The following is a 15791-nucleotide window of genomic DNA, read 5'->3' on the forward strand; positions in this document are numbered from 1 at the left end:
TGCCTTATTCCAACCTTAAAAAGCCATCAAACATCATTAAGGTCCAGAGTGATGCACTGTTGTCTTTTAATCCGCTGATATGATCTTTCACTAAACGTTTTAATTGAGCGGGGTCAAAAATACCACAGCCGAGCATACGCTCTGATAAGACGCTGTCTTGTAATTTTTGCTGTAGCGGCCCACGGAACCAGTCGGCTAATGGTACAGAAAAGCCCATTTTTTTGCGGTACAACACATCATGCGGCAGATGAGGTTCCATCAGTTTTTTCAAACTGAATTTACCCACACCCTGTTGCAGATTGGCACTTGATTCAAGCTTAAAAGCCCATTCAATAAATTTATGATCTAAAAAGGGCACCCGCACTTCCAGTGAATGCGCCATTGAAGCACGGTCGACTTTTGTGAGGATATCGCCCACTAAATAAGTTTTTAAATCAAGGTATTGCACAGTTTTTAACGGGTCTAACGCTTGAGTGTTTTTCTGATAACGGCGGAATACTTGCAGCGAATTGTACCCATTGAGCTTTTGTTTAAAGTCAGCGGAAAACAGCTTTTCACGCTCGTCAGCGCGCAAAATAGAGATAGAGTTGTGATACCCCTCAACCGAGTCCATCGCCATCGACTGAAAAGTGGTTTTGGCACGCAGAAATTTCGGCGCCCAATCAAGTTTTGGGTACAACTTGCCAAGTGGGGTAAAAATGGCTTTACGCAGGCCAAGTGGCAACAGGTTGCGCACTTTATCTTCATGTAAATGCATATTGTAACGACGGTAACCGGCAAACACTTCGTCACCGCCATCACCGGAAAGCGCCACTGTTACTTTTTTACGCGCCATCTGGCAAACCCGGTAAGTGGGCATAGCCGAGCTGTCGGCATAAGGTTCGTCATAGAGCGACGGCAACATATCGATCAGCTCAAAATCGTTTTGACTGATCACCTGCACACTATGGTTGGTGTGGTAACGGTCAGCCACCATCTGGGCAAATTCGGTTTCGTTAAAAGTGGGTACGTCAAAACCAATGGCGCAGGTGTTCACCGGTTCACTTTGTAATTGCGACATCATGGCAACTACTGCAGATGAGTCGACACCGCCGGATAAAAAGGCGCCAAGCGGCACATCTGCCACCATCCGGATGCCAACGGCTTCTTTAAACCGGGTTACCAGCTCGTTTTGGGCTTCTGTGGAGGTGACATCATTGTTCCACTCTGTCGGAATATCCCAATATTGCTCCGGCTCAGGCAGGCTGGTCATGCCAGGGGTTAACAACATGCGATACCCTGGTTCAAGCTTAAAACAGTGCTGATAAATGGTATAAGGTTCAGGCACATAACCAAAAGTGAAATAGTCTTCAATGGCGGTATGGCGCAGTGTGCGGTCAAATTTTGGATGCTGCTTTAATACTTTTAACTCAGAGCCAAAAATAAACTCATTGCCTGGCAATAAACTGTAAAACATCGGTTTTACGCCGAGCCGGTCACGGGCCAAAAACAGGCTCTGCGCTTTTGCATCCCAGATACCAATAGCAAACATGCCGCGAAGATGATGCACACAATCCACACCCCATTCGCGCCAGGCATGCAGAATAGTCTCGGTGTCGCCCTGACTGATAAATTGATAACCCTTGGCCTGCAGCTCTGTGCGCAGTTCTTTAAAGTTGTAAATTTCGCCATTAAATACCACACAAACGCTGTTGTCGGGCGTGCGCATCGGCTGAGGGCTGCCATCAAGGTCGATAATAGATAAACGGCGGTGCGCCAAACCAACACCGGGCGCAAAAAAATAATCACCGGCGTCCGGACCCCGATGCAACTGGCTGTCGTTCATCTGCCTTAAGGTGTCGGCATCGGGTTGTTGTTGGCTAGTCGGAAAATAAATGCCAGCGATTCCACACATGTTAAATAAGATCCTTGTTACTGACTGACTGATAAAGCTGATGGTAGCGCTGCACCATGCTATCGAGACTAAAGTTGTTTTGGCAGTGGTTTTTCACCAAAACACTGTCTTCCGGATACCGTTCCGGGTGTTTTATATAAAGTGCCATACAATCGGCAAGTTGTTCCACATTATTACTTTCGAATAAATGACTGCTGTGATGGGCGGGTAATAATAATTCCGGATTGCCACCAACTTTTGAAGCGATTACCGGTAAGCCGCTGGCCATAGCTTCAAGGATAGTATTTGAAATGCCTTCGGCTAGAGAAGGCAATACAAACACCTGCATTTGACTCAGCATCAAAGGAACGTTATTGCTGTTGCCTGCAAAAACCACCGCATGCTGCACATTAGCGGCAATGGCCCTTTGTTCAAGACTCTGTCGCAGTGCGCCGTCACCAACCAGCAATAAACCTAACTCTGCGGCTCTATCCGGGTAACGTTGGCAGAGCAGAATAAAAGCTTCGAGTAATAATTGTTGGTTTTTTACTGCTGCCATACGGCCTACTGTGCCAAACACCAGTTGTGATGGCTGAAAGCGCCAGGGCAGTGTTTGCTGATTGTCCGCAGTTGCACTGTTTTTCTCAAAGCGGCTTAGGTCAACACCATTACAAATACGATGCACACACCGCTGCGAAACGCCGATCACTGCCGTTAAATAATGTTCTGCTTCGGATGACAAGGCGACAAACTGGTGCACAAAACCTTTTAACAATCGGCGCAACTTTTGATAGCGCAGGTTGGTGCCACCGAGATCGCTGACATCCCAGCCATGTTCACCATGCAGTCGTAACGGAACCCGTAGCAGCGCTGCGATAAGCTGGCCTTCCATGGTACTGAGGTTGCGACTGTGGAAAACATCGGGTTTTAACTGGCGTAACAGCTTGGTTAAACGCCAGAACAGCGCGAGATCAGTACCGTCCTGTTTGGCAATATCAAAAATGGCAACGTTGGCAGTGCGGATGCGGGCGAAAAAAGCCGGATCGTAACCTTTTTGGCAAATGATGCTGTGGCGGTATAAGCCTTCAGGTAAATGATTGATCAGGTTGACCACACCATTTTCCAGGCCACCGGTATGAAAACCCCACACATAATGCACTATATGTAACTGGTGTTGTTTGTTTCCAGGTGCTGCGTCCTGCTCTGGCTGTGAAGACGGCATAAGCTTATCCGCCATGGGGTGTTTCCCATTGTTGTAATCTTGTTACAGCGCTTTGCAGCTTTTGATCATCTGCGTTCAGTTCGGCTTGCACAGATACGGCATTAAACTGGCCTGCGCCAGAACTACCACTCAATAAAGCAACAGTTTGTGCCAGTTTTACACGCCAACTGCTCACTGTTGTCTGGTCGCCGACCTGATACCAGTAGAGGACAGTGCGGGTGGAACCACTGAGACTCTTCAGGGTGATAATTTCTGCTTCTAACCCATTGTGCAGCCAGGGGCGCCGCGCTGTGATGGTCCAGTGTTTGTCTTTAAACAGTTTGTTGCTCCAGCTCACCAGCTCACCTTTTTGCTGGCGGTGAGCATATTCAGCGCGGAAAAACTCAAAGCCATCTGCCGCTTTTAATAAACTCTGTTTTTGGCTGGCGACAAACGCAATACCCCAGTCCGAATCGGGTACTGGTACTACATCTGAAGCAATCAGGGCTGCAGAGGGGGCGGCAGGCACGGGAGTCAATGGCAGACTCAGCCGCCACAGCATAAAACCGGCAAAAAGTGCGGTCAGGTAACCAAATTGCGCCAGAGTAAATCCTTGCCCCTTGGTTTTGCGCTCTGTTGTCTGTGCTGTGTTGTCGTTTGGGTTGCCGGCGCTGGATTGAGTGGTCGGTTTATTCCGGTTTTCTGTGGGTAAATCACTGAATTTACCACCCAGCCAAAACATGATCATTAGCACCAGACCAAAGACCAGCCAGCCGTATACATAATGGTCATCACCAAAGCCATAGGCCATATTCGTTTGTTCGGCGATATAGATCAGCAGGAAAGCACGCAGACCATTAGCCAGTACCGAAAATAAAATCAGCGCCAGTAGGAACAACAGTTGCCGCACGAAACTCAGGTAGGTCAGATGGGCGTACAGAGTGCCAATCGCCAGAGATGTAATTAAAAAGCGCAGACCAGAGCAGGCGACAGCCACTTCAAAGTGTCCCACCGGCGTGGTCAGATATAAACCTTCACGAAACACCGGAATTGCCGCAAGATGTAAAAACCATACCGATAAATCTGCGGTGATATTCTGCAATAAGGGATGTAACTCTTCGCCGAAGGGCAGCATAAAAATCAGATAAAACACAGCGAACTGGTGATGTTTAGCCAGGCGTAATCCCATCCAACCGGCCAAAATCAATTGCAGGCAAACAATAGCGGCAAGTTGGGCCAGGGCGCCTGTATCTGAAGCAAATCCAATCAGCCACAAAAACAGCAGTGGTACCAGCAAAATAAGTAGACGCCAGTCGGCTTTAGGAAGATCCTGAACATCCGTCTGACGACGGTACAATAACCATAATACAATCACTGGAATAAAATAGGCGTGACTGTATGTATCGGAACCCTGCCAGACAGATTCCAGCTGCAGCAGGGTAGGCCAGAACAACAAAGCCCAAAGAATCAGCGTTGCTGCAAGCAAACCCCATGATGTCTTGCTGATGGCAGATAGCTTCATGCTTCAGTAACCAGCTGTTGCAAGGGGGCAAGTGTAGCTTGCCAGGTAAAGTTTTCGATAACCCATAGTCTTGCCCCTATGTCGTCAACTGGATTTTGCAGTAAATCCATACAGTACGCGATAAAGGTTTCTGCTGAGTCTGTCTGACGCAACCAGCACGACTGGGGTGCGTTGATACCTTCCATTGCCATGTCTGTCGCAACCACGGCTTTATTCAGCGACATGGCTTCAAGCACTTTGTTTTGAATACCACGGGCGATGCGAAGTGGTGCTACTACAAACAATGCCTGCTGGATATAAGGGCGGACATCTTTGACCCGGCCTGTCACAACAATATTGTTTTTTAGTGCTAAAGCTTTGACTTCTGCAGTAGGATTACCGCCGGCAATAATAAAATGCAAGTCCGGCTGCGCCGCTACTAAAGCTGGCCAAACTTCATCGGCAAACCAGCGAACCGCGTCCACGTTTGCCCAGTAGTCCATAGCGCCGGTAAATACCAGGTAGCGTCTGTTTAACGGAACTTCTGTTTCTGCGACTGTAGCTGCTTGTTCAGGAGCAAAAAAATCAACATCAACACCATTGAGCAGATGTTTAATTTTATCACTGCAGCCGGTCGGCATCAGAGAGCGGAATAACTGTGCTTCATCTGGAGAGACAAACAAACTATGGTTAAAACGTTCACAGTATTTTTGTTCGGCCTGTTGCAGTTTGTTGTGTTCTCGCTGATACACCCATTTCATCAGTCCCTGATGTGATTGCGCGTACTGCCGCCATTTATCTGAATCCACATCAACAAAATCGATCACCCGGTGTAAATGGCCATACTGTGGTTTATCAACATACTGCGCCATTGCTGACGAGAAAATAAAAACGTTATTGATCTGATGCTTCTCAATGGTTTTATCAACCCAAATTTGCATTCTGGCATCAAAATAATAGGGTTCGGTAATTGCCTTGCCAGTTAAAAAAGATGTTAAACCTTTCAGCTTGGCCAGCGTTTTGTGTTGTGGCAGACATTTAAACTCTGAGCACCAGCTTGTGAGCCTCTGCTGATATTGCCAGTCGTACTCATCATCCACAAAACACCCCAGATACACCTCAAAGTATTCTGCCAGTGCTTTAAGCAGATTAAAGGAGCGGATCTTATCGCCTTTATTCGGAGGGTAAGGAATGCGGTGGCATAAATAAAGGAGCTTTGGCTTTGCCATCTTTTACCCCAGATAATGCGCAAGTTTAGGGCCCAGCCAGCGGCTGACCGCCAAAGGCAGTTTTTGCCACATTTTGATAAACAACTGATATTTCGGGTTGTTTGGGCTGAGGTTGGAAAGTTCAGTGGCGTTAATCAGCTTAAACTGATAATGCAATAACTGATGTTGCATGCCCCAGTGCTTTTTATAACTGTAAGCGCCGGAGTCGATTTTGCTGCGGCCAAAATCATAAAAAGTGCAGTTTTTATCTTTTTTGGCATGACACATCAGCTGGTAATACATCAAATCGTTACTTTTCAGCTCGCGTGCCACGGGTTTACCGCCGCCGTAGTAGGGAAGTACCTGATTTTTATAATAAAAATTAAACACAGATGACACAGCTTCGTGGCCATTTCTGATGGTCAGAATTTCAGTCTGTTCAGGGAATACCTGCTGTAGTGCATCAATCAGCTGCTTACTGAATACCGGCGTACCGAGGTTGCGCAGGCTTTCGGAATAAATAGCGTAAAAGTCCTGATTGTCGCTGTCGAGCTGCCAGCTCATTTCTGTTTGCAGGGCTTTGCGAATAAGCGCCCGTTGATTCTTTTTAATAGCGGCCAGAATGGCCGCATCATCGTCGGCCAGTTCACAGCCAAAAGTGGCGTGTTGGCTTCGGGTCAGCCAGTCATTGTCCTGGGGATCGCGGTAGCGCAGTTCAACGTGATCAACACCCAGTTCACGGCCAATCTCAATGGCTTTTTGCTCCAGCGCACGTCGTACTTCGGGGGCGCCAACAGCGCCGCCATAAACACAGAAGGGGGTTGAAACCAGCACATTGCCAAAAAGTTTGCTTTTTACCCAGGCCAGCGGCAGTACACCAACAATCCTACTTTGCTCTGTAGCATATAAATAGTAGGTTGGGTGGCCCATGCTTTGCTGCAACACCAGTTGCCAGCCGCAAAGATGAAAAAAAGTACCGTCCTCGTGTTGGTCAACAAAGCTGTCCCATGCGCTGCGCATTGGATCATCCAGGGCTAAAGTGTTGATCTGATACATCTAAATCCTTTAGTTGTGTTTTTATTGAATTTATTTCAGCGCTTTAGTGTGTCCTGATACACCTGACCCAAACTGCTCCAGTGGAAATCAGTCAGCAGGCGATCCAGTTTGTCTTCCATTTTGTCCAGATTGACATAATGCCGGAATCTGGATTTGCGACCAGCGCCTGCCACTCTGGGCTGCGCCGGATCTATTTCCCAGGGGTGGAAATAAAACATATAAGGCATTTGGTCGTTATGTAAAAACTTACTGATCAGCTTTTTACTGAGCCAATACGGCATTAAGCGGAAATAACCACCACCGGCAATGGGTAACTGCCGGCCGTATATGTTCAGGGTTGGCATTGGGATTTCCCAAATCCCTTCCGGGCGCAGATAAGGCTGCTGTGGCCAGTCCGGTACCCCGTATAAATCATGTTTTACCGGATAAGTGCTGGAACTATATAAATGACCGGCCTGTTTAAGAATTTCGAAGGCCCATTCACTTTGTTTGTTAATTGAAAAACTAGGTGCACGATAGCCAATAACAGCTTCACCGGTCAGTTGTTCCAGAATGTCTTTAGCTTTGACTATATCAGCGGTAAATTCGGCCTGGCTTTGCTGATGCACGCGGGTATGGGCATAACCATGGCTAGCCACTTCATGACCCCGGCGTTTCACTTCTTTGACCAGTTCCGGAAAACGTTCTGCGACCCAGCCGAGAAAAAAGAACGTGGCTTTGGCGCCATTACGGTCAAACTGATCCAGCAGTTGCCTGGTGTTGCGGTCAACCCTTGGCTCCAGACCATGCCAGTCAGTAGGCTTGATATTGTTTTCAAAAGCGGCGACATGGAAATAGTCTTCTACGTCCACCGTTAAGGCGTTTAATTTTGGCAATAATGTCATCGATTTAACGCCCTTTGCCAAAAAGGACAATTTCAACGGTACGGATCAGAATAACCAGATCAAGCAGCAGGGTACGGTGTTTGATGTAATACAAATCAAACTTGAGTTTTTCCTGGGCATCTTCAGTGGTAGAACCATAAGGATACTTCAGCTGTGCCCAGCCGGTTAAACCTGGTTTTACATTATGACGCTGATTGTAATACGGAATTTCTTTGACCAGTTTTTCCACAAACTCTGGGCGTTCCGGTCTAGGACCAACAAAACCCATATCACCAACAATAATGTTAAACAGTTGTGGCAGTTCATCAATACGGTATTTACGGATAAAACCACCAATTTTGGTCACGCGGTCATCATTGACAGTGGCCCATTTGGCGCCATTTTTTTCCGCGTCAGCTCTCATACTGCGAAACTTCAGAATATGAAAGGGTTTGCCATCGATGCCAATACGGATTTGTTTGTATAACACTGGGGTACCGGTACGGCGGCCGTCATCAAGATAAATGGCAAGGGCAGTGATCAGCATCAGCGGCCACACTACCAGTAATACACAGATTGCCAGCAAGGCGTTTAAGCGGTGATCCAGACTGGTTTTAAATCTGTGGTTCATTTCAAAACCATTGGAGTAAATGACCCAGCTTGGATAAATCAGGTTCACTGCAATCTGGCCGGTTTCCTGCTCAATAAAATCGAGGATTTCGATAACATCTATGCCTCTTGTTTTACATTTGAATAAATGTTCAACAGGCAACATATTGCGTCTTTCATCACAAGCGATGACTAATTGTTCAATTTCATGCTCACAGGCATATTCGTACAAATTATTTTTGTAATCAAAATGTATCGTTCTTGCTTCAGGAATGTGACCAGGTTGGTCGCCATCAATAAATACAAAACCATGTACTTCGAAGTTTCTTTTATCGACGTTACGACGCATACGTCGTTCAATAATTGAAGCCCTTTCACCTGAACCTAATATCATCACTTTGCGGCGGCTGATTTTAGTAATGTCATGATACTGGAACAACATGCGAAAAGAGGTGAGGGTAAGCATTGACAAGAAAGAAGCGGTAAGGCTGTAGGCCAGCCCTAAGTGTAGAGAAGGCACTATGCTAAAAATGACCAGCTCCAGCAAAATACCGGCCAGAATCAAGGTGATAACAACGCGTTTAAAAACACCACCCGTGTCTTCACGCAGTTTTTGGTCATAAAGGCCAACAGAAAGTGCACACAACATCACGCTGCCGGTAAAAAGGACAGCATTAATGGCAGCCAGTTCCTGGTCAACCGGCTGAAAAAAAGAGTAGATGTACGAGGCTAGCAGGCTGGAAACGAGTAATAACAACATTTCCCCAAGTAAAAATAACTTATCAGCCAGCGTATTTTTCCCGAATCGAACAGCCTTATTCATTCACACTTCTTCCTGAGTCTGAAACAACAATTTCAGTTTTAAAATTTGTCCACTTGACTAAGTGAATTTGCTGGAGAAGTATACGCTTGTGTGAATAAAACTGAAATTAATTTTTTATGTCTGCAGCCACATCGTTGTAAAATTCGGTTATATTACAAACGCATTAGCAATAAGGACGCAATATATGAATGCAAAGTTAGTTTTGGCTCAAATCTTCGCCATTGGCGCGATGCTGGTGCTGCAGGGCTGTAGCAGTAATCAGTTAGCGCCTGCCACAGTTCACAATTCATTGACAACAAAAGTTACCGATTACAAATACCTGATTGGCCCCAACGATACTGTTAACATCTTTGTCTGGCGCAACCCTGAGTTGTCCGGCTCATTTATCGTGCGCCCAGATGGTCAAATTACGACATCTTTAGTTGAAGACATAGCCGTTGCCGGTAAAACTCCAACTCAGTTGGCGCGTGAAATGGAAACCATTTTGTCTAAGTTTATCCGCGACCCTGTGGTCACAGTATCGGTGAATGGTTTTGTCGGTCCCTATAGTGAGCAGGTTCGTGTTATTGGTGCAGCTGCCCAGCCCCAGGCTTATCCGTACCGCCAATATATGACGCTGCTTGATTTAATGATCGCCTCAGGTGGTTTAACTGAGTTTGCCAGTGGCAATAGTTCCAAACTGGTTCGTACCGTCAATGGTAAACAGGTCAGTTATGAAGTGAAACTCGACGATTTGATCCGTGAAGGCGATATTTCCGCCAACGTGGATATGTTGCCTGGTGACATCGTAATTATTCCGGAAGCTTGGTTCTGATTGTTGTCGCTGGAGTAGTTCGATGAAGGAATTAAACCTTGCAATAGAGATGTTGCTCATCTATTTACAGGGAGTTTGGTTAAGGCGCCGTTATATTGTCATCACCGCCTGGGTGATTTGTCCTATTGGCTGGTTGGTGGTATTTAATATGCCACCGACTTATGAAGCCAACACCAAGTTATATGTAGAAACCCGCTCTATTCTTGATCCGGCGCTGCAGGGGTTGACTATCAGAACCAACCCGGATGAAGAAATTCAGCTGATGGCCAGAACACTGTTAAGCCGGCCAAATCTGGAAAAAATTGCCATGGCAACAGATTTGGACGTCACGGTCTCTGACCGGCAATCTTATGAAAATCTGATAGACGGTCTTCAGAAAAATATAAAGCTGTCCTCTGCTGGCCGCGAAAATATTTACGTCATTTCTTATACCAACGCATCCCCGCAATTGGCAAAACGCCTGGTGCAGGAAACGCTGAATATTTTTGTCGAAAGCAGGGTGGGTAATGCCGCAGCAGATAACAAAAAGACCGCAGAGTTTCTCGACAGCCAGATTAAAGAATATGAAAGCAGGCTTGAAGCTGCTGAAGCACGTTTGTCTGAGTTTAAGAAAAACGAGCTGCTGACAGGTCCGACTGCTGATACCGGTTTTTACGCCCGGATAGAAGCAGAAAAACAACGTCTGGAAGAAGCTCAACTGCAAATGCGCGAGCTTGAAGGCCAGCTAGCTTCGGCACGCCGCCAGCTAGAGGGGGAAGATCCGGTGATGTTTGACTACAGCACAGGGGCTCCAGCCGGATTCAGTTCACAATACGACGAGCGGATCCGTGCGCTACAAAACCAGATGGATGCTCTGCTTATCCGCTACACCGAAGCGCACCCTGACGTAGTTGAAACCAAAAAGCTGATTGAAACTTTAAAGGAGCTTCGTAACGCTGATATCGCTCAGTTGGAGCAAGTAGCGGCATCGTCACCCGGTACAGCCAGCAGTCTAAATCAGAATCAGGTGTATCAGGAGTTGAAGCTTAATGTGGCCCGTCTGGAAAATGAAATGGCTTCTGTCAGTGTGCGGGTGCGTAATTATTCGGAAAAACTGGCACAGCTCGAATCCCAGCGTAATACCATTCCGGATATTGAAGCAAAATTTACCGGTTTAAACCGTGATTATGAAATTACCAAAGCCAAATATGAAGAGTTGTTAAGTAGACGCGAAGCGATTGATTTATCTCAAAAAGCAGATGAGTCGCAGCAAGATGTGCAATTTAAGATTATCGAACCTCCTCATGTACCGATGAAGCCATCCGGACCACCGCGTGTGCTGTTTTACACTTTGGTGTTGTTTGGTGGTATTGCTGCCGGTGTCTTTATGGCCTTTGCCCGCAGCCAATTGCAGCCTGTGGTTACAAGTGCCTTGCAGCTGAAGACTATTTCCGATTTTCCGGTATTTGGTCTGGTGTCTCATACCCAAAAAGCGACCTTACTGCGGCAGAATAAAAAACATCTGGTGTATTTCCTTGCGCTGAGCGGCATGTTGTTATTCAGCTATTGCCTCTTGGTAACCAATGAAATGGTCTTTGGTTTTACCGCCAAACAATTATTGGGACGGTTGTTATGAGCACAATAGAAAAAGCTCTGGATAAACTGGGGGCGATGAACCCGGCAACAGCTGAACCTATCGCTGAAAACAGCACAACAACTCAAAATGCTGAACCCGTCAAAGTCTCTGCGGTTGCACCGTCTGATTCTCCTAACGAGCAGTCGGAAAACAGCGAAGTAGCTGCTGTAGTTGCTGACACTGCGACAGCGCCGAAGCTGATGCTGAATATTGACCTTGCAAGCCTCAGTGAACGTAATTTTGTGTCAATGGCTACAGAACGGCGGCTGATTTATGAAGAGTTTCGTGTAATCAAACGCAAACTGATTAATAACGCCTTTGGCAGTTTAAGCAAAACCTTGCATCATCCGAACCTGATACTGGTCACCAGTAGCAGGCCAGGTGAAGGTAAAACTTTTACATCGATCAATCTTGCACTCAGTATCGCGCTGGAACAGGATAAAACAGTGCTGTTGGTTGATGCGGATGTGCTGCGTCCGAATGTGTCCAGGACGCTGGAGATCTCAACACAGCTGGGTTTAACCGACTATCTGAGTTCAAATGACGTTGATGTTTCTGACATTATGTACAGTACTAATGTTGAACGTCTGAAGATTATTACCGCAGGTAAACCCCATCATTTATCCACTGAACTACTGGCCAGTGACAAGATGATGGAACTGGTGCAGGAGTTTGCATCCCGTTATCCGGATCGGATCGTGATTTTTGATGCGCCGCCTCTGCTTGGTGTCAATGAGACTTGTGTAATGGCTGGTATGTGTGGTCAGGCCGTTGTGGTGCTAGAAGAGAATAAAACCAAACTCAATGAGCTTGATAAGGCGTTGAGTTTATTGCCAAAAGAACTGGCTGTTGGTTTTGTGATCAATAAAGCATATTACAGTCGTGATAAAGGATATGGCTACGGTTATGGATATTATGCGGAATAACAAAGTGCGTTCTGTCAGCATTGGTGGGGTCTTGTCCTTGCCTTTGCTGGTTTTGAGCACACCCGTGTTCAGTGCTGTGGATGTGATCCCCAGCCTGACACTGGAAACACATGCATACCGGCTTAAAGCGGCAGACAATGGCACAGATCGGGGTCTGGCGCAGACCCTGGCTCCGGGGGTCAGTTTTAGGTACGACAATCCATGGCTGCAATCAGCGCTGAATGTAGAACAAAAAGCTGTGGTCTATCGGGATGAGCAAAGAGACAACGAAAGTTATACTGACTTTCGGCTGACTAACAGAGCCAGTTTCCTGCGAGATCAATTGTCGTTACGTCTTGGTGCAGGCCAGTCCTATCGCGCTGCAACATCAAATGTATCCCGCTATGTGGATGAAATTACTGCTGGCGGCGATATGGCCAAGGTGCAGACCAAAGAAGCCGGCGCAGGTTATCGCTTTGACCCTTATAACTGGTTGAACGGCTTTGTAGATGTGAACGCCAGTAAAGCCAGTACGGACAGAAGTGTTTCTGTACTGTTTGATGATGACCCCTTTGCAGGTACAGGTATTGATAACGAAGTGCTCAGTGGCAGTGCCGAAATCAAGTCCCGTAACCGCGCCAGTAAGTTTTTTTATGGTTTTCGGACCAATGGTCAGAAAACCAGCCGGGAATTTGGTGAAGATCTGTATAACAGACGCGGCAATGCTGTGATTGGTGTGCCGTTTTTCTGGCGGGTTGCCATGATAGCGCAGGGCAGTTTTGAAAGTAACAGTGGCCTTGAGTCTTTAAATTCACGGTTTGCTAATTACCGCAGTTTTCAAAGTGTCGGCGGCGGTTTTGAATGGAGTATCTCAGACCGCTCCTGGTGGAATGTCACTTACAACAAAATTAATAACTTCCTTGGTGAAAGTGAGTATGTCGGTACGCAGTTTAATTTTCAGCCATCAAGGCGTACAAAGTTAAGCGGAAGTCTGGATAAAAGGTTTTTCGGCCGTACAGCTGAGCTTTCCGGCAGTTATAACCTAAAACGCTTTACAATGGCGGTTCGGGTATCTGACAGCGTGAATTCCTTACTGGCATTAAATGCCGGCGACGCCGAGTTTGGTTTGTTTGTGTGTCCGCCCGGAGTAACGCCCGGTTTGGCTAGTTGTTTCCAGCCACCTACAGCGCAATACCGGCCGCAGCCGGGGGAACGTTATTATAATATCCAGTTGCCGGGTGAAGATTTAAACGATACTTTGGTGGTCAGACGCGCGGTGAATTACAACCTTGGTTATGACTTCAGCCGCTTGAAGCTGCAGTTGCAACTGGGTGAACGTAGGGACATCTATCTGGAGCAGGATGCTGAATTGCAGGACAGATCGGCCTCGCTCAATGTCAACTGGCAACTATCCAAACGCAACAGCCTGACAGCAACTTCGTCTTATTCAAAACTTAAGTTTGATGGCGATGACGGCCTCGGTAACAGTCTTGGTAACAGACAAGGCACTCAAGCCAGCAACTCGCTGAGTTTTAACCGTCAGATCAATCCTCAGCTTACTGCTGGACTGACAGCAAGGCATACTGAAATTGATTACCAGGGGCGTGAGCTGGATTATCAGGAAAACAGATTGTCTTTTGATATTAAATTTAATTTTTGACAGAGCAGGCAAACAGCAAAAAGGCAGCTAAGGCTGCCTTTTTGCTGTTTGCCTGCTCTGTTTAGTTGTTGTCTTTATCCAGTTTTTTCATCACTTGCTGATGCTGCTGATTCAGCAATAGATCAAGCTCTTTGGCCATCTTAATTTTGTGCTCTAATGAACTATCCAGCAGACCTGACAATTCATTGAGCATGGCATGGTATGGGTTTTGTGGCTGCGTAACTGTGTTGGTACTTGTGTTGATTGTAGCGGTCGCTGCAACGGGTAGGGGCGACACTTGCTGTGGTGTCTGTTGTGCCACTTCACCACGGATCTCCTGAATAACGTCCTGAACATCCTGCGCCGTCAGCAGGTTTTTGTCTTCTAAAAAGCCAAAGAGTAAAACCCTGTCCATCAGGTTATTAATTTTGCGTGGAATACCCTGGCTAAATTGATGAATCAGCGCAAAACAAGCCGTATCAAGCAGTGGACGACTCACGCCTGCCTGAGCGATACGATATTCAATATAAGCCTGGCAGTCTTCCGGAGTTAAGGCCGACAAATTGGATGAAGCAATAATCCGCTGCCTGAATTGCTCCATCTGTGGTGACTGGATAATGGCGTTCAGCTCATTTTGCCCAAGCAAAAAACTTTGCAGCAAAGGTTTACCAGCCAACTGAAAATTGGACAACATCCGAAGTTCTTCCACCGATTCCAGCGGTAGATTTTGCGCTTCGTCCACGATCAACAAAGCTCTTTTATTCTGCTGATGTAATTGGGTTAAGTAATTAGAAATGGCTTCCAGATAAGCTGCTTTATTATTGTCTTTGACGTTCAGCTGAAATACCGAAGCTATCATGCGCAGCAAGTCGTCCGGGCTAAGCTTAGAGCTGACAATTTGTCTGGCAATAATACGCTGATGGTCCAATTTGCCGAGCAGCTGATTGGCAATAGTGGTTTTTCCAGTCCCCACATCGCCGGTGATCACAATAAAACCTTCCCCCTGGCTTAAGCCATATTGCAGGTAGGCGAGGGCACGTTTATGCAACTTGCTGGCAAAAAACCATTGCGGATTTGGCGTGAGTTGAAATGGCCGGTCGTGAAATCCGTAATACGCTTCGTACATCAGTGACTATCCCTAAGGTTGCGGCAACTTAACAAACTGTGCAGCAAATTTACACAGTCAAAAACAGCTGAATCATATCACAGCAGGGGCAAAAATCCGGCAAATTTGTGTCTATCACCATCGGCAGATTTGTGCAGAAAAATGCACCGATGCTACTGTTTTTGCGCGCATTTTCGCCGTCATGTTTAAAAAATGCCCGAACAGATTCTGCTTTGGAAAAAAGTATTGACACATATAGGTATGCCTCATAGAATGCGCCTCGTCTTGTGAAGCAACGCAGTTAAGCGATTAAGTGTGTGCTAGCAATATCGTGTGGGGCTATAGCTCAGCTGGGAGAGCGCTTGCATGGCATGCAAGAGGTCAGCGGTTCGATCCCGCTTAGCTCCACCAAAATTTACGATGTGTCCCTTTCGTCTAGAGGCCTAGGACACCGCCCTTTCACGGCGGTAACAGGGGTTCGAATCCCCTAAGGGACGCCAATACATTCACCGATAACAGCACTGTGTCCCTTTCGTCTAGAGGCCTAGGACACCGCCCTTTCACGGCGGTAACAGGGGT

General features: G+C 46.8%; 12 protein-coding genes and 2 tRNA genes. 6 read left to right on the plus strand and 8 right to left on the minus strand.

What is annotated here, in order from left to right; all coding sequences use genetic code 11:
• Nucleotides 1-4 precede the first annotated feature (4 nt).
• From V7P87_RS10200 to V7P87_RS10230, 7 genes are read right to left on the minus strand one after another with little or no spacing between them, the layout of a single operon-like run.
• Entirely contained in the window at nt 5-1894 is a 1890-nt protein-coding gene (locus V7P87_RS10200) for an XrtA/PEP-CTERM system amidotransferase (protein WP_333797335.1), read from the minus strand.
• A gap of 1 nt (nt 1895) precedes the next feature.
• Nucleotides 1896-3095: a TIGR03088 family PEP-CTERM/XrtA system glycosyltransferase gene (locus V7P87_RS10205; RefSeq protein ID WP_333797336.1), complete on the minus strand. Its 1200-nt coding sequence runs from the start codon at nt 3093-3095 to the stop codon at nt 1896-1898.
• Nucleotides 3096-3099: 4 nt separating this feature from the next.
• The gene (xrtA, locus tag V7P87_RS10210) at nt 3100-4596 is read right to left on the minus strand and encodes an exosortase A (RefSeq protein ID WP_333797337.1); all 1497 of its coding nucleotides are present in this window, start codon (nt 4594-4596) and stop codon (nt 3100-3102) included.
• A complete protein-coding gene (locus V7P87_RS10215) occupies nt 4593-5804 on the minus strand; it encodes a TIGR03087 family PEP-CTERM/XrtA system glycosyltransferase (RefSeq protein ID WP_333797338.1) in 1212 nt (403 codons plus the stop codon). Before V7P87_RS10215 ends, xrtA begins: the two co-directional genes overlap by 4 nt.
• 3 nt (nt 5805-5807) lie before the next feature.
• Nucleotides 5808-6839, minus strand: coding sequence for a FemAB family XrtA/PEP-CTERM system-associated protein (locus V7P87_RS10220; protein WP_333797339.1), 1032 nt, complete (start codon nt 6837-6839; stop codon nt 5808-5810).
• 35 nt (nt 6840-6874) lie between these two features.
• Complete coding sequence (locus V7P87_RS10225; protein WP_333797340.1) at nt 6875-7723, minus strand: XrtA system polysaccharide deacetylase; 849 nt, start codon at nt 7721-7723, stop codon at nt 6875-6877.
• A gap of 4 nt (nt 7724-7727) precedes the next feature.
• The gene (locus V7P87_RS10230) at nt 7728-9134 is read right to left on the minus strand and encodes a TIGR03013 family XrtA/PEP-CTERM system glycosyltransferase (RefSeq protein ID WP_333797341.1); all 1407 of its coding nucleotides are present in this window, start codon (nt 9132-9134) and stop codon (nt 7728-7730) included.
• 184 nt (nt 9135-9318) lie between these two features.
• Between V7P87_RS10230 and V7P87_RS10235 the strand changes: the two genes are divergently transcribed.
• The 4 genes from V7P87_RS10235 to V7P87_RS10250 are packed head-to-tail and all read left to right on the plus strand — an operon-like array spanning nt 9319 to nt 14128.
• Complete coding sequence (locus tag V7P87_RS10235) at nt 9319-9948, plus strand: XrtA/PEP-CTERM system exopolysaccharide export protein (protein ID WP_442967953.1); 630 nt, start codon at nt 9319-9321, stop codon at nt 9946-9948.
• Nucleotides 9949-9970: 22 nt separating this feature from the next.
• A complete protein-coding gene (locus V7P87_RS10240; protein WP_333797342.1) occupies nt 9971-11563 on the plus strand; it encodes an XrtA system polysaccharide chain length determinant in 1593 nt (530 codons plus the stop codon).
• Nucleotides 11560-12489 carry an XrtA-associated tyrosine autokinase gene (locus V7P87_RS10245; protein ID WP_333797343.1) on the plus strand — a complete coding sequence of 310 codons (930 nt, stop codon included), beginning with the start codon at nt 11560-11562 and terminating at the stop codon, nt 12487-12489. The genes V7P87_RS10240 and V7P87_RS10245 overlap by 4 nt, the downstream gene beginning before the upstream one ends.
• A complete protein-coding gene (locus V7P87_RS10250; RefSeq protein ID WP_333797344.1) occupies nt 12470-14128 on the plus strand; it encodes a hypothetical protein in 1659 nt (552 codons plus the stop codon). Before V7P87_RS10245 ends, V7P87_RS10250 begins: the two co-directional genes overlap by 20 nt.
• A 61-nt stretch (nt 14129-14189) precedes the next feature.
• Here V7P87_RS10250 and V7P87_RS10255 read toward each other — a convergent pair whose 3' ends face one another.
• The gene (locus tag V7P87_RS10255; protein ID WP_333797345.1) at nt 14190-15233 is read right to left on the minus strand and encodes an XrtA/PEP-CTERM system-associated ATPase; all 1044 of its coding nucleotides are present in this window, start codon (nt 15231-15233) and stop codon (nt 14190-14192) included.
• A 314-nt stretch (nt 15234-15547) separates the two neighbouring features.
• On the opposite strand from V7P87_RS10255, the gene V7P87_RS10260 reads away from it, so the two are divergent.
• Both V7P87_RS10260 and V7P87_RS10265 read left to right on the plus strand, forming a co-directional pair.
• Nucleotides 15548-15623 (plus strand) — tRNA-Ala (locus tag V7P87_RS10260).
• A gap of 13 nt (nt 15624-15636) precedes the next feature.
• Nucleotides 15637-15712 (plus strand) — tRNA-Glu (locus tag V7P87_RS10265).
• Nucleotides 15713-15791: the final 79 nt, after the last annotated feature.

The sequence above is a fragment of the Rheinheimera sp. genome (genome assembly GCF_036782235.1).
Classification (GTDB): domain Bacteria; phylum Pseudomonadota; class Gammaproteobacteria; order Enterobacterales; family Alteromonadaceae; genus Pararheinheimera.